Origin of the sequence: Gallibacterium genomosp. 1, assembly GCF_000771875.1 — a bacterium.
Taxonomy (GTDB): Bacteria; Pseudomonadota; Gammaproteobacteria; order Enterobacterales; family Pasteurellaceae; genus Gallibacterium.
Map to the genome: position 1 here is coordinate 1 of NZ_JPXX01000039.1, position 20,250 is coordinate 20,250.

Genomic DNA, 20,250 nt, shown 5'->3' on the forward strand with positions numbered 1-20,250 from the left:
TGCTGTGCTGTGCTGTCAGGCATTGTAATTTTCCTTTTTTAACTGTCAATAGTTAAAAATTTTTTATTTTACAAACCTAATGCTTCATAAATCAATTATATTCTACTATTTTTTGATGCTATCAATTAACAAAGCCATAATAGTAACTCTTTCGTTATGAACACACTCTGAACAATTTAAGCTAAAACAGCTCTTACTTAACAATAAGAGCTGCTTCTATTTTAAATTACATATGCTCTATACAAAGTAAAAAACCTAATACAAAACTCTCGCCTTAATTGTGCCGTCAATCTGCTTCAATTTTTGCTGCAAACTTTCTGTGTTTTCTGATTCAACATCAATCACAACATAACCGATTGCTTCATCAGTCTGCAAATATTGAGCAGCAATATTGACACCGTTATCCACAAAAATTTGGTTAATTTTATTTAAAATACCCGGACGATTATGGTGAATATGCAATAACCTTTTTGCTTTCACTAAACTGTGGCTCGGCAATGACACTTCAGGGAAATTCACTGCAGTAACAGTTGAGCCATTGTCAGAATATTTGACAAATTTACTTGCCACTTCCGTACCTATATTCTCTTGTGCTTCAGAAGTTGAACCGCCGATATGTGGAGTTAAAATCACATTCTCAAAACGGCATAACGGTGATTCAAACGCTTCATTAATAGAAGCCGGCTCTTTTGGGAATACATCAATTGCTGCGCCACGTAATTTTCCAGCTTCCAATGCTTTGGTTAAAGCATCAATATCCAACACGGTTCCACGGGCGGCATTTATCAAAATTGCCCCTTGTTTCAATTGTGCGATACGCTCTGCACTCATCAAATTTTTAGTAGAGCTGTTTTCTGGTACGTGTAAAGAAACCACATCGCTCATTGTTAATAACTCTTCCAAAGTGCGAACCTGTTGTGCATTACCCAATGGCAATTTATTTTCAATATCATAAAAATAAACACGCATTCCGAGCGATTCGGCAATTACACTCAATTGCGAGCCAATATGACCATAACCGATAATGCCAAGGATTTTACCTCTTGCTTCGTTTGAACCTGCTGCTGATTTATTCCATACCCCTCGATGCACCTCAAAATTTGCTTTCGGCACATTGCGCATTAACAACAACATCTCACCTAAAACCAATTCTGCTACCGAACGAGTATTTGAAAATGGTGCGTTAAATACCGGAATACCACGCTGTTTTGCTGCTTCTAAATCCACTTGGTTAGTACCGATACAGAAACAACCAATTGCAATTAATTTATGTGCGTGCTGCAACACTTTTTCAGTTAAATGAGTACGGGAACGGATACCGATGAAATGAGCATCTTTAATCGCTTCAATTAACTCTTCTTCATCAAGGGCTTTTTTATGATATTCGATATTGGAATAACCGGCATTATGTAACACCTCTAATGCACTCTCGTGCACACCCTCCAACAACAAGAATTTAATTTTTGCTTTATCTAATGATACTTTAGCTGTCATATTTGCATTTTCCTTTATTATATGTGTGAAATCTATTTGAGAATTTGTGCGCCATCAGGGCTACCAACAATCACGATATCTGCCGGACGCAATGCAAAGATGCCATTAGTTACCACACCAGCAACATTATTTAACTCTTTCTCCATTTCAACAGGGTTAAGAATTTTAAAATTGTGTACATCCAAAATAATATTGCCGTTATCAGTAACTACCCCTTCACGATATTCCGGCGAGCCACCCAACGCCACTAATTTACGCGCAACTTGAGAACGTGCCATTGGAATCACTTCAACTGGCAATGGAAAAGTTGAGCCTAATACATCAACCTGCTTAGAACGATCTACAATACAGATAAATGTTTTCGCCAATGCTGCGACAATTTTTTCTCGGGTTAATGCCGCACCACCACCTTTAATCATCATTTTATACGGTGTAATTTCATCTGCTCCGTCAACATAAATATCTAAGCCGGAAACATCATTGGCACTGAACACTTCAATACCCTGTGCAAGCAACAATTCTTCCGAATTTTTTGAGGCTGCTACCGCACCTTTAATTTTATGTTTAATTGTTCCTAATGCTTCAATAAAACAATTTACTGTGGAGCCGCTACCTACACCAACAATTGTATCTGCTTTTACATATTGTAATGCCGCATTTGCTGCCATTTTCTTCATTGTTAATTGATCCATTTTGCCATCCTTTCATTCAACTTTTGGTATTTCAATTCATAGAACAACATATACAGCATTGTCCAATAAATTGCTCGTTCGGTAAAACATTAACTCTTTCCGCATAAGATCAAGTTTACCATTGAATAAATTTTAATCGCCAGAAGAGTTTGATAAAAAAAGCGTCAGCAAATCATTTAGAAATAGTTTACCGTGTTCAGTAATTTGCCAGCTCTTTGCCCGTTCTACAATATAATCCTGTTTTAATGCTTCGTCTATCTGCTTTTCAATCACATTCAAACCTAATCCAGTAAATTGTTCAAAATCCACTTTCGGTACAGCTTCCAACAACCTAAAACGATTCATAAAAAATTCAAACGGACGATCTTCCAATTCCACATAATGCTGTTGATAACGGTATTGTCCCTGCAAATAACCTCTCGGATGTTTGGTTTGAGAATAACGTAAAATTTGACCATCTTTAAAACTCACTTTACCGTGAGCACCACAACCAATCGCTAAATAATCACCGAATCGCCAATAATTTAAATTGTGTTCACATTGAAAACCTGGTTTTGCATATGCTGATGTTTCATACTGCTGATAACCGGCGGCAAGCAACTTTTGATGCCCTGATTCAAAAATTTTCCAAAGATCATCATCATTCGGCAGACGAGGTGGTTTGCTAGCAAACAGTGTATTCGGTTCAATTGTTAATTGATACCAAGAAAGATGTGGTGGCGCTAACGCGATTGCTTGCGCCAAATCCGACAACGCCTCATCCACACTTTGATTCGGCAATCCGTGCATTAAATCCAAATTAAAACGTGTAAATCCAGCCGATTTAGCAAAAGTTACTGCTTTTTTCGCTTCATTACTGTTATGAATACGTCCCAACAGTTGTAACTGTTGATCGTGAAAACTCTGCACTCCCATAGAAAGCCGTGTTACTCCTGCCTGGCGATATCCTAAAAAACGTTGCGCTTCTGCTGTGCCAGGATTAGCCTCCAAGGTAATTTCAATATTCCGACTAAATGGAATACGCTGTGCAATTTGGGCTAATAAAAAATTAATACTTTCCGCAGAAAATAAGCTGGGAGTACCTCCACCAAGGAAAATAGAATGTAATTGCCGCTGCTGAACAAATTTGAGCTGTTGATTTAAATCCGCCAGCAAATGTTGAATATACTGCTGTTCCGGAATTTCGCCTTTTTGTGCATGCGAATTAAAATCACAATAAGGGCATTTCTGCACACACCAAGGAATATGAATATATAAACTGAGAGGAGGTAAAACTATCATTTTAATTGCTGTTGTAACTTAATTAACGCTCTTGCCCGATGTGAAATCTGCTGTTTCTCCGCCTTACTCAATTGTGCAAAAGTCGCTTGTTTTTCAGAATAAAAGAATAACGAGTCATAACCAAAGCCATTTTCTCCAATCTCTTGTTCGGTAATCACTCCCTCACACTCTCCCTGAGCAATAATCGGTACTGGATCATCCGCTGATCGCAATAACACAATACAACTGACAAATTTCGCATTCCGTTTTTCGACTGAAACACCTTCCAACAAGCGTAACAACTTCGCTCGATTATCTGCATCGCTAGCGTGTTCTCCGGCAAAACGAGCCGAATATAATCCCGGTTGTCCATTTAAATAATCCACTGCCAAACCGGAGTCATCCGCTATCGCCGGCAATCCACTGATTTTTGCAGCGTGTCGAGCCTTAATCAGCGCATTTTCAACAAATGTTAAACCCGTTTCTTCCGGACTTTCGATTCCTAGTGCAGTTTGCGCCACTACTTCAAACCCAAATTCTGCTAAGACATTCGCCATTTCATTGACTTTTCCTTGGTTACCTGTCGCTAAAATGATTTTTTGTTTTTTCATTAAATTTTTATCCTATTTTGCTCTGCTTAGGAAAAGAAACGCACGCTGAATATCCAACATTAGCGTGCGTTTTAGACTAATTAAAAAGTATAAGGATTTGACAATATTTCAGCAATATTTTCTTTATTGATATAGCATATCAATATTGATGATGTTCAAATCGAGTTATCATATCCAAACGTTGTTGATGACGTCCACCCTCATATTGTGTATTTATCCATAATGTTGCTAATGCTAAAGCTTTTTCTGGTGCTACTACTTTAGCTCCAAAAGCAATAATATTACTATCATTATGTTCTCTAGACATTAATGCACTATACTCGTCTGCACATAACGCACAACGGATATGAGGGAATTTGTTAGCAGCAATAGAAATACCAATACCCGTACCGCAAATCAAAATTCCACAATCCGCATCTCCATTCTGAATTGCTAAGGCAACTTTTTCTGCATAAATGGGATAATCTGTTCTTTGTTCATTAAATGTTCCCTCATCCAATAATTCATACCCCTGTAATTTTAATTTTTCTATTAAAAATGCTTTGTGGTTTATTCCGATATGATCTGATCCAATAGCAATTTTTTTCATAATTTCACCTCATAATATTGCTCGTAATGCAGCTCCAATAGCCCCATTAAAATCTGAAGATTGAGCTTGATAAAATTCAATTTTGTTATATGGCAACGGTTTACGAATCATTGTCAAACAATTCTGTTTTAGCTGCTGATATGGAAAGTTTTCCATATCCATCACTCCGCCTCCTAGAACAATACAATCCGGATCAAATAAATTAACCACCATTGCAATAGACTTAGCTAAATATTGCAAATAGTCTCGTACAAATTTTGTATCTAATGCATAGATAAAAAGCTCACTTAAAGAATAATTAGGCTGTTCATTGTTATACCATTCCTGTAATACTTTTCCTGAGCAAACTGTTTCTAAACAACCATAATTACCACATTGACACTTTTTATTTGCATTTCCATAAGGTATATGTCCTAATTCTCCCGCAACACCATTTTGCCCAACAAAAATATTACCTTGTTGATAGATAGCAAAACCCAATCCTGTGCCTAGATAAACCCCAAGTACAGCAAACTCCTGTAGATTAAAATGATGCACGTCATAAAGTAATTGCAAATTGACATCTCGTTCTAATCGTACAGCACAATAAAAATTTTCCTGTAAATATGGAATCGCATTATTTAATTGTTCTAACTTAATAGGTAAATTTGGAACAGACAGTATCTGTTGTCTATCTTTGGAAATAGCCGCAGGCATTCCAATAACGATTTTGGATATATCAAAATTAGAACAATAATGAAAAATAAACTCCCGAATACCTGATAAAAAATCATTTTCTATTATTTCACTCGTTTTATTTTTTTGAGTTAATAATATTTCTTTTTTAAGATTCATTACACAAATACGAATATGTGTTGCTCCCATATCAATACCAACAACCACTTTTTGTTTTTGCATATCTCCCCCATACTTAACCTATATGAGATTCGTTAATGGATTGAACCATCATATTCCAAGCTATTTCAATATCAGGATTATTATTAAATAACCCTGATGAACCAACGATAAATACATCAGCACCAACATTGAGTAATGTTTTAAATGTTTTTGGATTACATGAACCATCTATTTCAATAAGATAATTTAATTTATTTTTCTCCCTATATTGTTTCAATTCTTCAATTTTATCTAACATTTCTGGAATAAATGATTGACCTGCAAACCCCGGATCTACTGTGAGAACAGTAACTTTATCTATTTTATGTAAATAATATTTAGCTGCTTCAATAGGTGTTTCCGGATTAAAAATTAATCCTATTTTCATACCTAACGTTCTAATTTTTTCAAAAAGCCTAAAAGCTTGACCTGAAATAGTTTCTACGTGTAACGTAATCATATCTGCTCCAGCTTTTGCCAGATCATCAATATAATTCTCCGGTTTAGTTACCATTAAATGACAATCTAGAGGTTTACTTGCAATTCGATTCACTTGCTGAACAAAAAAAGGCGATAATGTTAAATTAGGTACATAATGCCCATCCATAATATCAATATGAAAATAATCAACGTGTTGATCTAAAAATTCTATTTGTTGTTTAAATTTAAGAAGATCCATACACATTAATGATGGAGAAATTAATATTTTTTTCATTTGTATAATCCTTATTTAACGACTAATTAAACGATCTAAAGCCACTGCTGCAATAATAAGTCCACCCATAACCACTAATTGATAATAGGTTTGCACTTGCAAAATATTTAAACCATTATTAATCACACCTATAATTAATCCCCCAATAACGACAGAGAAAATACGTCCTTTTCCTCCAAAAAAACTCGTTCCTCCAATAATAGCGCTTGCGATTGCATATGTTTCAAAACCAATACCTGCAAGGGGTTCAGCTGCGCCTAATCTAGCTGTAGAAACAATCCCTGCAAACCCAGCACAAATACCAGAAATAATAAAAACAACTAAAGTATGGAATTTCACATCTATTCCGGAATAATAAGCAGATTCACGATTACCGCCTAAAGCATAAATATTTCTGCCTAAACGCATTTTAGTAGTTAGTACCCATAACATTGCTGAAACTGTAAGGGCAAAAATAACTGGTACAGGAATACCAATAACGTCTTGAGCAAAAAAGTTTACGAAATCAAAGGAAAACCCATAGATTGAATTAGCGTCTGAAATTACTAAGGTAACGCCTCTAAAAATCGCATTTGTACCTAAAGTAATAATAAAAGGATGTAATCCGGTATAATTGACAAGCAAACCATTGATAGCCCCAAGTCCACCACCAATAACAATACTACCGATTAATGCAGCCCAAAAAGGATCGATCCCCATCAACATTAATTTAGCAGTAACCATACCTGATAATGCTAAGATTGCACCAACAGACAAATCTATACCTGCAATTAAAATAGCGAAGAACTCACCTACACCAATAAGTACTGTTACTGAACTTTGTACAAAAATTTGCTGGATATTATTCGCTGTTAAAAAATATTGTGGTGAAAGGAAACCAAAAATCACAACAATAATACTAAGGATAAAAAATGTGCCATATTTATCCCAGAATTGGGGAAAATTTACTTTACTCATAAACAACTCCTGAATTTAAGGGAAGGGCATAACTCATAATCTGTTCTTCACTCAATGAAAAATTATTTTCTAGAATGGTAGCTATCTTGCCTTCTCTATATACAGCAATACGATCACAAACTGACATAATTTCTGGAAGTTCTGAAGAAACCATTAATATAGCTTTTCCGGCTAAAGCTAACTCTCGCATAATTTTGTAGATTTCTGCTTTTGCTCCTACATCAATTCCTCGAGTAGGTTCATCAAAGATTAAAACATCAGGCTGGCAAGCAACCCACTTAGCAATAATCACTTTTTGCTGATTACCACCTGACAACTCTGTAATATTTTGAGTAATTGATGCACATTTTATGTGTAAATCCTTTTGTTGTTGCAGTGCAGTATTCTTTTCTAAAGTCGCATTAATAAACCCTAATGCACCTTTAAACTTTCCTGATTTAAGACTTGTGCTAATAGCTATATTCTGTTGAATAGAAAAATTGGCAAAAAAACCATTCCCTCGTCTATTCTCCGTAATATATGCCATTCCTCTTTTTACTGCTTGAAATGGTGAGTTAGGTGTGATGTCCTGCTGGTGTAAATAAATTTTTCCACTTACTTTTTTATCCACCCCAAAAATGCAATTCATTAATTCTGTTCTACCAGAACCTACTAACCCCGCAAATCCAAGTATTTCACCTTTTTTTAGCTCAAATGAAATATCATTGACTTGCTTAGTTTTCTTACCAATAAGATTTTTCACTGCAAAAATTACTTCATTGGAAGGAGATCTTGATTCAGCAGTAAAACGAGATTGCAATTCACGCCCAACCATCAAACGAATAATGTCATCGTTACTAACATCTTTAATAAATCCTGATGCCACACTACTACCATCTTTTAACACGGTATAACGATCACAAATTTGCCGAATTTCATTTAATTTATGAGAAATATAGATGAGAGCCTTACCATCTGCTTTTAATTGCTTCATTACAACAAATAAAAACTCAATTTCGGTATTGGTTAATGATGATGTTGGCTCATCCATAATAATAATATTGACATCAGAGATTAATACTTTTGCAATCTCTACCATTTGTTTATATGAAATAGACAAATTAGCAACTTTCTCATCTAGATCTACTTTAATGCCTAAACGCAATAAAGTAATTGCCGCTTGTTTTCTCATTTTCTGCCAATCAACCAGCCTCACCCCTAAAACAGTCTTATAGAGTAACCGTCCGATATAAAGATTCTCTAAAACAGAAAGTTCGTCTATTAAACTTAATTCTTGATAAATAATGCCTATCCCAAGCGTTGCAGCTGTTTTATGATCCAAGTAAGAATAAGATTTCCCTTTGATAATAATCTCTCCAGCACTTGGTTTATGTAACCCAGAAAGAGCTTTCATTAAGGTAGATTTTCCTGCCCCATTTTCTCCAAGCAATGCCTGAATTTCGTGAGTATAAATATCAAGATCTACATTTTTCAGTGCTTGTACTGCGCCAAAATTTTTAGCAATTCCTTTCATCTGAACCAAAAGTTCTGACATAATTCCTCCTAATCACTAAATTACAGACAGATCACTCCCATATCAGCAATAACCTGTCTGCTGATAATGCAAATTTAAGTGCCATACACTAAGTTGATTTAGTGTTTTCTTTTATTTTGTGATTAGAATAGAATCAACTGTTTCAAATTTCGGCTCTTGATCTACAGCTATTTTTTTACCTGATTTGACGGCATTTACTAATAACTCTAATCCTCTAGCACCAATCTTGGCAGGATCTTGAGCAACAGTAGCTGTCAATTTACCTTCTGCGACCATTTTTCTTGCTTCAGGTACTCCATCTGTACCCACTACAATAACAGTATCTAACTTACTAGCATTCACTACAGCTTGTGCAGCTCCCATAGCCATTGTGTCATTAGCCGCATAAAATGCTTTAATTTTCGGATTACGAGATAGGACATTAGTTGCAACATCTAACGCTTTGATACGATCCCAATCAGCCGGCTGACTGGCGACCAATTTTATTTGTGGGTTTTTCTCAAAAACCTCTTTCGCTCCACGGCGTCTTGCTTCTCCTGAGGCATTGCCCGCTTTACCTTCTATAATAGCGACTTCACCACCTTGTGAACCTAACCTATCAACGATAAACTGAGCCGCTTTAGCTCCTACAGCAACATTGTCTGTTGTAATGAAAGCTTCTACATTACCCTTTGCTTTATGTAAATTATCTAAATCTATTTTTTCATCTAAATTGACTAAATAGATACCTTTCTGATAGGCTTTTGCTGTGGGAATGACAAGATTTGCGGGAGAAAGCGGGGCAAACGCAATACCTTTATAATTCTTGTTAATAAGATCTTCAAACAACTGGAGTTGTGACTGGTAGTCTCCTTCTGATGGTGAAGCAAAAACATCAACTTCCACATCCATTGTTTTTGCTTGTTCTTCAATACCTTGTTTCATTCCCACCCAAAATGGATTAGATAACGTTTTTAAAATCACTGCATAATCTGCGGCAAAGCTATTACCATTAACTGAACAAAATAAGCCAGCTACAGCCATACAAGAAATAAGTTTTTTCATTGATTTCTTCATAGTTCAATCCTCATTTTTTCCTAAAATATTCTGTTACTAACGAAGTTTTCTCTAAATTCTGCTCAGAAAATTGAATATCTTGTTTTGCAACAGAAACAAAGAACGCATCAACTAAAATTAATTGTAAAATTCTTGCTGATGCATTTTTCCCCAAAAGAGGGGTATTCGGTGCTGGTGTACAAATCACAAAATCCGCTAATTCAGCTATTGGAGAAATATTACTATGCGTAATACAAATAATTTTAGTGCCATTCTGTTTAGCGATTTTAATTGCCTGTAATAAGTCGCTCGTTTTCCCTGAATGAGAAACAACCAAAACAACATCGTCTTTAGTTAATAAAGATGCAGACATCATCATTAAATGAATATCTCGATAACTATTACAACGTACGCCAATGCGTAAAAATTTATGAAAAATATCATCACAAATCGTACTAGAACCACCAGCAGCATATAAATCATGTTGTTTAGCATTAAAAAAACATTCTGCCGCACGCTCCATAATTTCAGGAGATACTATAGACTTTCCCTCAGAAATAGTTTGGTACGATAAATTGAATACTTTATCTATCAAATCCCGAGTAGTATCACTCTTTGATAATTCAAAATTTTCAATTTCTTGGCTTTTTAGTTGCTCTGCTAGAACAGCCCTTAAATCCCTAAATCCAGTGAATCCTAGTAATTTTGCTACTTTTACAATTAAAGCTTCTGAAACGCTCAATTCATTAGCCACTTCTTTTAGAGAAGTTTGATAATCAAATTTACTGGGATTAAGCAGGTAATCAATAATTCTTTTCTCTGTTACCGTCATTTTTTCTTGCTTCATTCTTATCTTAGGAATGAGAGAGTTTTCTGTACTAATATTCATAAAACTTTATCTTTTATTATTTGTTGTAAAATTATATGCTTTTATATCATATTTTTTAGGCAAAAAAAGAGAGCAACTTCACAAAAATAATTATTTTATAAAGTATTGGTGAGATAGGGCATCGTTTTGGTAATGTAATGCAAAACAAGGCACATCCACTACCTACGGTTTATAAGGTATTGCTACATATAAAAAAATTACGACTAGGTAACTCAAAAATACACTTCTAGAAAAACACTGAGCAATTTCGATGTCAACTACGATCAATTGTTAAAATTGAAAATTTATGGAGAGTTATAAAATTATATGGATGCTTAGAAGCAATTTTAGATAATCGGGATCGAACCGACGACCTTTTGAATGCCATTCAAACGCTCTCCCAACTGAGCTATATCCCCACGATCGATGTGAAACGTTGCTAATATTAATGGCACGCTGAATTGATGTCAACGAGATTTAATCAGAAACGGCAGATTTTCGTTTTTTTGCTTAAATCTCATACTTATCGCATTTCCTGATCATTAACCACAGTTATTCTGCTTATCCCAATAAAAAACTGCACCTTTTAGGGTGCAGTTTCGCTATTCAGAATTCAGAATCAGAAATTAAGCCTGACCTTTAACCGCTTTTAATCCTAAGAACGGTGCTTTATCGCCTAATGCTTCTTCAATACGGATTAATTGGTTATATTTTGCAATACGGTCTGAACGGCTCATTGAACCAGTTTTGATTTGACCTGCTGCTGTACCAACTGCTAAATCTGCAATAGTTGCATCTTCGGTTTCACCTGAACGGTGAGAGATTACTGCGGTATAACCGGCTTCTTTCGCCATACGAATCGCATTTAAAGTTTCAGTTAATGAACCGATTTGGTTGAATTTGATCAAGATTGAGTTAGCGATACCTTTTTCGATTCCTTCTTTAAGGATCTTAGTGTTAGTTACGAATAAGTCATCACCAACAAGTTGGATTTTGTCACCAAGAACTTCTGTTTGGTATTTGAAGCCTTCCCAGTCTGATTCATCCTGACCATCTTCGATAGATTTGATTGGGTATTCTTCACAAAGTTTTTCAAGGTAGTGTGTGAACTCTTGAGAAGTGAATGATTTGCCTTCACCTTTCATCTCATACATACCGGTTTCTTTGTTATAGAATTCGGATGATGCACAGTCCATTGCTAAAGTAACATCTTTACCTAATACATAACCTGCTTTTTCCACAGCTTCTTTAATGCAAGCCAATGCTTCCGCATTAGAAGCCAAGTTAGGTGCGAAACCACCTTCATCACCAACTGCAGTATTTAAACCTTTCGCTTTTAATACTTTCGCTAAGTTGTGGAACACTTCAGAACCGATACGAAGTGCCTCACGTAAAGTTTTTGCCCCAACCGGTTGAATCATAAATTCTTGAATATCAACGTTATTATCTGCGTGTTCACCACCATTGATGATATTCATCATTGGTAATGGCATAGAATATTGACCAGGAGTACCGTTTAATTCAGCAATCCACGCATAAAGTGGTAAACCTTTAGATGCTGCCGCCGCTTTTGCATTAGCAAGAGAAACCGCAAGAATCGCATTCGCACCTAATTTAGATTTGTTTTCTGTGCCGTCTAAATCGATCATAATTTGGTCGATTTCAGCTTGTTGAGTTGCATCTTTACCTAATAAAGCCGGTGCAATAACATCATTGATGTTTGAAACTGCTTTTAATACACCTTTACCTAAATAACGTGATTTATCGCCATCACGCAATTCCAATGCTTCACGTGAACCTGTTGATGCACCTGATGGAGCAGCTGCAAGACCAACGAAACCGCCTTCTAAATGCACTTCCGCTTCAACGGTTGGGTTACCACGAGAATCAATAATTTCACGGCCAAGAATTTTAACGATTTTTGCCATTTGTTTTTCCTCACATTTAAGTTAATTTTCAAAGATAGAAATCAAAAACCGCGCTAATATTAAAACGATTTTGAAAATTTGTCTTGTAAAAAATGATGTGAACTTGATCACAATTAAGATTTTCTCACTCAACAAAAACAGCATCTCTTTTTTTACCGTCATCGGCGATTTTTAACATTTTTGACGCTTTTCTTGTATAATGGCGGCAAAATCTCAAAATAGCCTCTTTTTAAGCGCAAATTTATGTATTTTACCCAAGCTTTTTTCACATTTAACGGCAGATTGAATCGACAGGGGTTCTGGATTGGCAGCGGTATTTGTGCCGCTTTCTTATTATTGGTTGCTAATTTATTGCCGGTTTCATTGCTGTTTCAGCAGCAAAGCGCGGCAATTTTCGCATTATTGCCATTATTATTGATCACATACTGTTGGCTCGCGATTATCGTGAAACGCTTGCACGACCGCGGTCGCTCCGCCAAAGCACTGGCAATTCTCCTAGCGCCGATAGGCTGTTTTTTGATTGCGCCTTATAGCCAAGGTTTTATGAAATTATTATTAGGGCAACTGTTTCCGATTTTTATATTCGCTATGCTACTGATGGAATGGGGCGTATTTGTCGGGCAAGCACAAGCCAACCATTACGGTGAGCAAGGTGAAACAATTCGATTTAAAAAAGGATAATGACAATGACAACGTTCAAACTCAATTACCATAAAACGCACTTTGTAATGAGTGCCGCTAATATTCGACAACTTCCAGCCGATGCCGGCGTTGAAGTTGCCTTTGCCGGACGCTCCAATGCGGGGAAATCGACCGCATTAAACACATTGGCAAACCAAAAGAATTTAGCCAAAACCTCAAAAACCCCCGGACGTACGCAATTAATCAATCTTTTTGAAGTGAGCGAAAATTGTAAAATTATTGATTTGCCCGGTTATGGCTACGCCGCTGTGCCGGAAAAGGTGAAATTGCAATGGCAAAAATCGTTAGGTGAATATCTGCAACAACGCCAATGTTTAGGCGGCGTGGTGATTTTGATGGATATTCGTCATCCGTTGAAAGATCTCGATCAACAGATGATTGAATGGGCGGTCAGTGCTGATTTGCCAATTCTCCTGCTGTTGACCAAAGCGGATAAAGTCAGCCAAAGTGAACGCAGTAAACAGGTGAGAATGGTGCGTGAAGCGATTTTACCATTTCAAGGCGACATTCAAGTTGAGGTATTTTCATCACAAAATCGATTAGGTGTGGATAAATTGGCTCAGAAACTGGATGAATGGTATTCAGTAAATAATGTTTAGTCGTAAAAAAAATTGTGCAACGTAGCTCGTTGCACAATCAAAAAGTGACAGTAAAAATTAAGCTTTAACCGGGAAATCCCACCAAATATCAAATAATTCACTTACTTCTACTTGTTGCAATCCGTTATTTTCCAGCCAAGATTTAACAAGTTCACGTTGGCTTTCATCACATTTGCCGATTTTTTCCAAACAAACCAAGCCTTCCCAATGTAAGTAGCCGCTGCCTTCGTAAGCAAGACCGTTAGGTTTAATCACTTCATTGATAAAGCGATCTACTGTTTGATCAATCTCCTCAACGGAAGTATTTTCTGCAAATTGCCAATTTACTAAAAATCCCAATTCTTGGAATTCTGCAATGTGCATTTTTTTACGCTGTCTGCGATTACGTTGATACGCCATATTTTCTCCTCAGTTACTGGTTTTTAATCATTCAACTAAAAAATTTATCTCTTAACAAAATAGAGATCCCAAACGCCGTGACCAAGCCGATGCCCGCGTTGTTCAAATTTGGTTAAAGGGCGAAAATCCGGACGCGGAATAAAATCATTTGTTGCAGATGTATTTGTTAGCTCCTCTTCTTGACTCAAAACATCTAACATCTGTTCTGCATAATGTTCCCAATCGGTCGCCATATGAATAAAACCGCCGGTTTTCAATTTTTGCATCACCAACTTAAGAAATTGCGGTTGTACAATGCGGCGTTTATGATGTTTAGCTTTATGCCACGGATCAGGGAAAAACAGCTGTAATCCGGACAAACTTTGATCCGGAATATTATCTTGCAAAATTTCAATCGCATCGTGGCAAATCACGCGCAAATTATGCACTTGCTGTTCAAGCGCATAAGCGATACAAGCTCCTACTCCGGGCGTATGCACTTCAATGCCGATGTAATTATTATTCGGGTTCTGCTTCGCCATTTCTACCAGCGAACGCCCCATTCCAAAACCGATCTCCAAAATCACCGGCTGATCGTTGTTAAAAATCTTTTTAAAATCAAAGTGATCTGCTTGATGTTCTAAACCAAATTCCGACCAATTATCATTCATTGCTCTTTTTTGGGCATCACTTAAGCGACCAGTTCTTAATACAAAGCTACGAACTTTGCGTTTATAACGTCCATCTTCCGTAAATTCTGCGGTATTGACTGCTTTTCGTTTTTGTTCCGCAAGATCATTTAAATTATTCTGTTGCATAAATTTTGGGAATACATAAAGTGATAATTAAGAAAAACTGCCCTATTTTACCTGATAATCTACCAATTTTGTGATGTTTTAATTATTTTGCTTGTGCTAAACTCGCCTCCTTAATTTTTGAAGAGGTATAACCAATGTGGCAAGCCCAATCAACGCCCGCAGCGCCTTTTGCATCAAATGTACTGCACTGGTATCAAAAATATGGACGAAAAACGTTGCCGTGGCAACAGAATAAATCACTCTACGGTGTTTGGCTGTCTGAGATTATGTTACAACAAACACAAGTCACTACAGTAATTCCCTATTTTCAACAATTTATTCAGCATTTCCCAACCATTACTGAATTGGCAAATGCACCAATAGATGAAGTTCTACACCTTTGGACTGGTTTAGGCTATTACGCACGTGCTAGAAATTTACATAAAGCTGCACAACAAATTCGCGATCAACATCAAGGAAAGTTCCCAACACAATTTGAACAAGTGTTGGCTCTCCCCGGTATTGGCTTAAGCACCGCCGGTGCTATTCTCTCATCTTGCTTAGATGCTCCTTTTCCTATTTTAGATGGCAACGTCAAACGGGTTTTATCCCGCTGTTTTGCGATTGACGGCTGGCCGGGCGAGAAGTCAGTAGAAACAGAATTATGGAAGTTAAGTGCTGAAGTTACACCGAAAACACAAGTTACTGAATTTAATCAAGCGATGATGGACATTGGAGCAATGGTCTGCACTCGCAGTAAACCAAAATGCAGTTTGTGCCCTTTGCAACAACAATGTACCGCCGGAAAAGAGCAAAGTTGGGCAAATTATCCCGGCAAAAAACCGAAAAAAACCTTGCCTGTGCGAGAACGTTATTTTTTATTACTTGTCCAACAGGGAAAAGTCTTACTGCAACAACGTCCTCCTCACGGTCTATGGGGTGGTCTATACTGTTTTCCTGAAATGGAAACTGAAGCGGAATATCAACAAATATTGCAACAACATCATTGGCAATTATTGGAGCGGTTGCCCACCTTTCGCCATACTTTCAGTCATTTCCATTTGGATATTCACCCGATAGTGGTAAAAAATACCTCAACATCAACATTAGCAGTAAAAAATGTTGCGGAAACGGAAGCAAAATATGGTCAAACAGTACAAAACAACAACGAATATTGGTATGATTTAGCCGATTTTTCTCCAGCCAAAATTGGACTAGCAACACCGGTGAAAAATTTATTAATACAGTTAAAAGCTATTTTTAATGATAAGAAGTAATGAGGAATAATATTTATGGCAAGAACTGTTTTCTGTGAATATTTACAAAAAGAGTCCGATGGATTGGATTTCCAACTCTATCCCGGAGAATTGGGAAAACGTATTTTCAACTCTATCAGCAAACAAGCTTGGTCAGAATGGCTCAAAAAACAAACAATGCTGGTAAATGAAAAAAAACTAAATATGATGAATCCAGAACATCGCAAATTACTAGAAAAAGAAATGGTAAATTTTTTATTTGAAGGTAAAGATGTTCATATCGAAGGTTATGTTCCCCCTTCAAAGTAAGCCAAAATGAAGATTAAACAATATTTTATTATGACCACAGTGGCACTTTTTTTAGCCGGTTGTGGTTCTTCTTATGATAGCGACAGCATTAATTACGACGACGCCTTTGCTAAAGATACTCGTGCATTGGATATCTTAACCGGTCAGTTCTCCCACAATATCGACCGTATTTGGGGAGTAAATGAATTATTGGTAGCCAGCCGAAAAGATTACGTTAAATATACTGACAAATACTATACCCGTAGCCACGTCAGTTTTGATGAAGGTGTGATTACCATTGAATCACAAACCAGCTTGGCTCGCTTAAAAAATGCCATTGTACATACTTTATTAATGGGTTCAGATGCAAACGGTATCGACCTTTTTGCTGATGGCGATGTACCTATCAGCTCCCGCCCATTCCTTCTTGGGCAAGTTATTGACCATAAAGGTTCCAATATTCCGAATGTTGCCGTTGCCTCTGATTTTGCTGATTATTTAATTAATAACAAACTACAAAGTCGCCGTTTAAGCAACGGACATATCGTGCAATTTGTCGTGATTCCAATGATTGCCAACCACGTTGCGATTCGTGCGCAAAAATATTTGCCGTTTATCCGCAAAGCTGCTCGTCATTACAACATTGATGAAAGCCTTATTCTCGGTATTATGCAAACAGAATCCAGTTTCAACCCTTATGCGATCAGTTATGCCAACGCAATGGGCTTGATGCAGGTGGTGCCGCACACTGCCGGACGTGATGTATTCCGAATGAAAGGGAAAAGCGGACTACCTTCTAAGAAATACCTATTCGATCCATTTAAAAATATCGATGCAGGCGTTTCTTATTTATGGCTACTACAAAATAAATATCTGGTGGGCATTACCGATCCGACTTCACGCCGCTTTGCCGTAATTTCCGCTTATAACGGTGGTGCCGGTGCTGTGTTACGTATTTTTGATGATGATAAAGATGTTGCAGTTAATAAGATTAATCGCTTATTACCTGAACAAGTTTATAGAATATTGACAACAAAACACCCATCAGCACAAGCGAGAAATTACCTAATTAAAGTGGATAAAGCGCAAAAAAGTTATCGAGTTATTCGTTAAAATCGGCTAATTTTTACGTTGTTGCGTATTAATTTTGCACGTTTTGCATAGAAAAACGGCTAACGTGAGAAAAAAAGAAAATTTTTTCAAAATAGTGGTTGACTTGAAACACAAAAAAACGTTTAATACGCACCACTAAGACGTTGCCCAGATAGCTCAGTCGGTAGAGCAGGGGATTGAAAATCCCCGTGTCGGTGGTTCGATTCCGCCTCTGGGCACCACTATTCCTCCTTAGTTCAGTCGGTAGAACGGTGGACTGTTAATCCATATGTCGCTGGTTCAAGTCCAGCAGGAGGAGCCAAATTCCAAAAGGCTGTTACAATTCATTTTGTAACAGCCTTTAATTTTTATCAAATCAAGGCAAATTGATAACTTTCAAAAAATAACGAACAATGATATATTTTGCCTCCTGTTTTCCATCATATTTATCAATTAACGAGTAAAGGTTTCTCGCTGTTATGGTCAATTATGCGGATTTAGCACTTGCACTGGCAGGCGTTTGCCAATCAGCAAAATTAGTTCAACAACTCGCTCACCAAGGACAAACCAATGAACAGGAGCTGTTAGTTAGTTTACAAACATTACTAGTGACACAGCCAAAAGAAATCCTCGATATCTATGGCGGTAAACTGGAAAACCTGAAGTTAGGTTTAACCACACTACTTGAACAGCTTAATAATCAACAAGGGCGGTTAGATGCTGAATTAAGCCGTTACTGGCTCAGTTTGTTGGCATTGGAACATAAACTTAATGATAATGCCACTAACAAGCAGCAGCTTGCTGAAAGAGTCAAATATTTACCAACTCAGCTCTCTTTCCATGACGGATTGACCGAAAACTCAATGTTAGCTGTATTAGCAGGTATTTACACCGATCTTATCAGCCCCTTAGACGCCAAGATTCAAGTAAAAGGGTTGCCCACTTATTTACAACAACCGGATATCCAAAACAAAATCCGAGCTTGTTTACTGGCCGGTATCCGCTCTGCTGTATTATGGCGGCAGCTCGGTGGTTCAAAATGGAAATTGCTCTTTTTCAGGAAGAAGCTGGTACAAGCTGCCCAACAACTCTATTCATCCCTTTAAATAACGGAGTGATTCAATGCAATTCAATGCTTTAACCGCACTTTCCCCACTTGACGGACGTTACCAAAGTAAAACCGACACACTACGTCCAATCTTTAGCGAATATGGTCTATTACGATTCAGAGTAACTGTTGAAGTCCGTTGGTTACAAAAATTATCTGAAACGACAGCAATTCAGGAAGTTCCTCTTTTATCAAAAAAAGCAATCGATTACTTAAACAATATTATTGCCAATTTTGATGTTCAGGATGCACAACGCATCAAAGAGATCGAAGCAACCACAAATCACGATGTGAAAGCGGTTGAATATTTCTTAAAAGAAAAATGCCAAGCCTTACCTGAACTCGCTGCAATCAGTGAGTTTATTCACTTCGCCTGTACTTCGGAAGACATTAACAATCTTTCTCACGCCTTAATGTTAAAAACTGCCAGAGAAGAATTTATTCTTCCGGAATGGAAAAAATTAATCAATGAAATCAGTAAATTAGCCGAAACCTATAAAACAATCCCTTTACTTTCCCGTACTCACGGACAACCAGCATCCCCAACCACAGTCGGCAAAGAAATGGTAAATGTGGCATATCGTTTACAACGCCAATATCAACAACTGCAAAAAGCAGAGATTTTGGGGAAAATTAACGGCGCTGTCGGTAACTATAATGCCCATCTTTCCGCTTATCCGAATGTGGATTGGCACCTATTCAGCCAACAATTTGTGCAAAGTTTAGGCATTGACTGGAACCCGTATACCACTCAGATTGAACCGCACGATTATATTGCTGAATTTTTTGATTGCATTGTTCGCTTCAACACTATCATCATTGACTTTAACCGTGATATTTGGGGTTATATCGCCTTAAACCACTTCAAACAAAAAACTATTGCCGGCGAAATTGGATCTTCAACTATGCCACATAAAGTCAATCCAATTGATTTTGAAAATTCAGAAGGAAATCTTGGCATAGCGAATGCATTAATGACACATCTGGCACAAAAATTACCCATTTCTCGTTGGCAACGTGATCTCACCGATTCTACTGTATTACGCAACCTCGGCGTAGGATTAGGTTATTGTGCTATTGCTTATGCATCCACTCTCAAAGGTATCAGTAAATTGGAAGTGAATGAAGCTCATTTATTGGCTGAACTCGATCAGAACTGGGAAGTATTAGCAGAACCGATCCAAACTGTTATGCGCCGTTACGGCATTGAAAAACCATACGAAAAACTAAAAGAATTGACTCGTGGCAAACGTGTGGATCAACAAACAATGCAACAATTCATTGATGGTTTAGCCATTCCTGAAGAAGAAAAGGCTCGTTTAAAACAACTTACCCCTGCAACCTATATCGGTGCTGCAATACAATTAGTAGAAGCATTTTAAAGCGATAACAACGATAAAACCAAACTAGGATTAGTTTGGTTTTATTAGTATTGGAGGACTTGTCATAATAAAAAGGCATAGTAGACAAA

21 protein-coding genes and 2 tRNA genes are annotated in these 20,250 nt (G+C 37.1%); 9 read left to right on the top strand and 14 right to left on the bottom strand.

Annotated features, from left to right (window positions below):
• Nucleotides 1–255 precede the first annotated feature (255 nt).
• The 12 genes from serA to eno all read right to left on the bottom strand — a co-directional run bounded on the left by serA (nt 256) and on the right by eno (nt 12,559).
• A complete protein-coding gene (gene serA / locus JP36_RS10520; protein WP_039174528.1) occupies nt 256–1,494 on the bottom strand; it encodes a phosphoglycerate dehydrogenase in 1,239 nt (412 codons plus the stop codon).
• A 32-nt stretch (nt 1,495–1,526) separates the two neighbouring features.
• On the bottom strand, nt 1,527–2,186 hold the full coding sequence (rpiA, locus tag JP36_RS10525; protein WP_039174530.1) for a ribose-5-phosphate isomerase RpiA: 660 nt from the start codon (nt 2,184–2,186) through the stop codon (nt 1,527–1,529).
• Between the two features lie 132 nt (nt 2,187–2,318).
• Nucleotides 2,319–3,467 (bottom strand): radical SAM family heme chaperone HemW, encoded by a 1,149-nt coding sequence (gene hemW / locus JP36_RS10530; RefSeq protein WP_039174531.1) that lies wholly within the window; start codon nt 3,465–3,467, stop codon nt 2,319–2,321.
• A complete protein-coding gene (rdgB, locus tag JP36_RS10535; protein ID WP_039090079.1) occupies nt 3,464–4,057 on the bottom strand; it encodes an RdgB/HAM1 family non-canonical purine NTP pyrophosphatase in 594 nt (197 codons plus the stop codon). Before rdgB ends, hemW begins: the two co-directional genes overlap by 4 nt.
• A 139-nt stretch (nt 4,058–4,196) precedes the next feature.
• Nucleotides 4,197–4,646: a ribose 5-phosphate isomerase B gene (gene rpiB, locus JP36_RS10540; RefSeq protein WP_039174533.1), complete on the bottom strand. Its 450-nt coding sequence runs from the start codon at nt 4,644–4,646 to the stop codon at nt 4,197–4,199.
• A gap of 9 nt (nt 4,647–4,655) precedes the next feature.
• Nucleotides 4,656–5,543: an allose kinase gene (gene alsK, locus JP36_RS10545; protein ID WP_039174536.1), complete on the bottom strand. Its 888-nt coding sequence runs from the start codon at nt 5,541–5,543 to the stop codon at nt 4,656–4,658.
• Nucleotides 5,544–5,556: 13 nt separating this feature from the next.
• A complete protein-coding gene (gene alsE, locus JP36_RS10550) occupies nt 5,557–6,237 on the bottom strand; it encodes a D-allulose 6-phosphate 3-epimerase (protein WP_324606552.1) in 681 nt (226 codons plus the stop codon).
• Nucleotides 6,238–6,252: 15 nt separating this feature from the next.
• The gene (gene alsC, locus JP36_RS10555) at nt 6,253–7,194 is read right to left on the bottom strand and encodes a D-allose ABC transporter permease (protein WP_052119496.1); all 942 of its coding nucleotides are present in this window, start codon (nt 7,192–7,194) and stop codon (nt 6,253–6,255) included.
• Nucleotides 7,187–8,728 carry a D-allose ABC transporter ATP-binding protein AlsA gene (gene alsA, locus JP36_RS10560; RefSeq protein WP_039174540.1) on the bottom strand — a complete coding sequence of 514 codons (1,542 nt, stop codon included), beginning with the start codon at nt 8,726–8,728 and terminating at the stop codon, nt 7,187–7,189. The genes alsC and alsA overlap by 8 nt, the downstream gene beginning before the upstream one ends.
• A gap of 111 nt (nt 8,729–8,839) precedes the next feature.
• The gene (gene alsB, locus JP36_RS10565) at nt 8,840–9,784 is read right to left on the bottom strand and encodes a D-allose transporter substrate-binding protein (RefSeq protein WP_209434492.1); all 945 of its coding nucleotides are present in this window, start codon (nt 9,782–9,784) and stop codon (nt 8,840–8,842) included.
• Nucleotides 9,785–9,794: 10 nt separating this feature from the next.
• On the bottom strand, nt 9,795–10,652 hold the full coding sequence (gene alsR, locus JP36_RS10570) for a transcriptional repressor AlsR (protein WP_039174543.1): 858 nt from the start codon (nt 10,650–10,652) through the stop codon (nt 9,795–9,797).
• Between the two features lie 605 nt (nt 10,653–11,257).
• Complete coding sequence (eno, locus tag JP36_RS10580; protein ID WP_039134845.1) at nt 11,258–12,559, bottom strand: phosphopyruvate hydratase; 1,302 nt, start codon at nt 12,557–12,559, stop codon at nt 11,258–11,260.
• A 243-nt stretch (nt 12,560–12,802) separates the two neighbouring features.
• On the opposite strand from eno, the gene JP36_RS10585 reads away from it, so the two are divergent.
• Both JP36_RS10585 and yihA read left to right on the top strand, forming a co-directional pair.
• Nucleotides 12,803–13,240 (top strand): DUF805 domain-containing protein, encoded by a 438-nt coding sequence (locus JP36_RS10585; RefSeq protein WP_039174545.1) that lies wholly within the window; start codon nt 12,803–12,805, stop codon nt 13,238–13,240.
• A 5-nt stretch (nt 13,241–13,245) separates the two neighbouring features.
• Nucleotides 13,246–13,860, top strand: coding sequence for a ribosome biogenesis GTP-binding protein YihA/YsxC (yihA, locus tag JP36_RS10590; RefSeq protein ID WP_039161259.1), 615 nt, complete (start codon nt 13,246–13,248; stop codon nt 13,858–13,860).
• 57 nt (nt 13,861–13,917) lie between these two features.
• Here yihA and JP36_RS10595 read toward each other — a convergent pair whose 3' ends face one another.
• Both JP36_RS10595 and trmB read right to left on the bottom strand, forming a co-directional pair.
• Complete coding sequence (locus JP36_RS10595; RefSeq protein ID WP_013746083.1) at nt 13,918–14,259, bottom strand: YggL family protein; 342 nt, start codon at nt 14,257–14,259, stop codon at nt 13,918–13,920.
• Between the two features lie 44 nt (nt 14,260–14,303).
• Nucleotides 14,304–15,056 carry a tRNA (guanosine(46)-N7)-methyltransferase TrmB gene (trmB, locus tag JP36_RS10600; RefSeq protein WP_039174547.1) on the bottom strand — a complete coding sequence of 251 codons (753 nt, stop codon included), beginning with the start codon at nt 15,054–15,056 and terminating at the stop codon, nt 14,304–14,306.
• Between the two features lie 134 nt (nt 15,057–15,190).
• Between trmB and mutY the strand changes: the two genes are divergently transcribed.
• The 7 genes from mutY (at nt 15,191) to purB (ending at nt 20,161) form a co-directional block, all read left to right on the top strand.
• Entirely contained in the window at nt 15,191–16,312 is a 1,122-nt protein-coding gene (mutY, locus tag JP36_RS10605; RefSeq protein WP_039174548.1) for an A/G-specific adenine glycosylase, read from the top strand.
• A 15-nt stretch (nt 16,313–16,327) separates the two neighbouring features.
• Nucleotides 16,328–16,600: an oxidative damage protection protein gene (locus JP36_RS10610; protein ID WP_039134835.1), complete on the top strand. Its 273-nt coding sequence runs from the start codon at nt 16,328–16,330 to the stop codon at nt 16,598–16,600.
• A gap of 6 nt (nt 16,601–16,606) precedes the next feature.
• Complete coding sequence (gene mltC, locus JP36_RS10615; RefSeq protein ID WP_081964378.1) at nt 16,607–17,692, top strand: membrane-bound lytic murein transglycosylase MltC; 1,086 nt, start codon at nt 16,607–16,609, stop codon at nt 17,690–17,692.
• 145 nt (nt 17,693–17,837) lie between these two features.
• A tRNA-Phe gene (locus JP36_RS10620) sits at nt 17,838–17,913 on the top strand.
• Between the two features lie 4 nt (nt 17,914–17,917).
• Nucleotides 17,918–17,993: transfer RNA gene (locus JP36_RS10625), tRNA-Asn, on the top strand.
• 157 nt (nt 17,994–18,150) lie between these two features.
• Nucleotides 18,151–18,777, top strand: coding sequence for a high frequency lysogenization protein HflD (gene hflD, locus JP36_RS10630; RefSeq protein ID WP_039174549.1), 627 nt, complete (start codon nt 18,151–18,153; stop codon nt 18,775–18,777).
• A 16-nt stretch (nt 18,778–18,793) separates the two neighbouring features.
• Entirely contained in the window at nt 18,794–20,161 is a 1,368-nt protein-coding gene (gene purB, locus JP36_RS10635) for an adenylosuccinate lyase (protein WP_039174550.1), read from the top strand.
• Nucleotides 20,162–20,250: the final 89 nt, after the last annotated feature.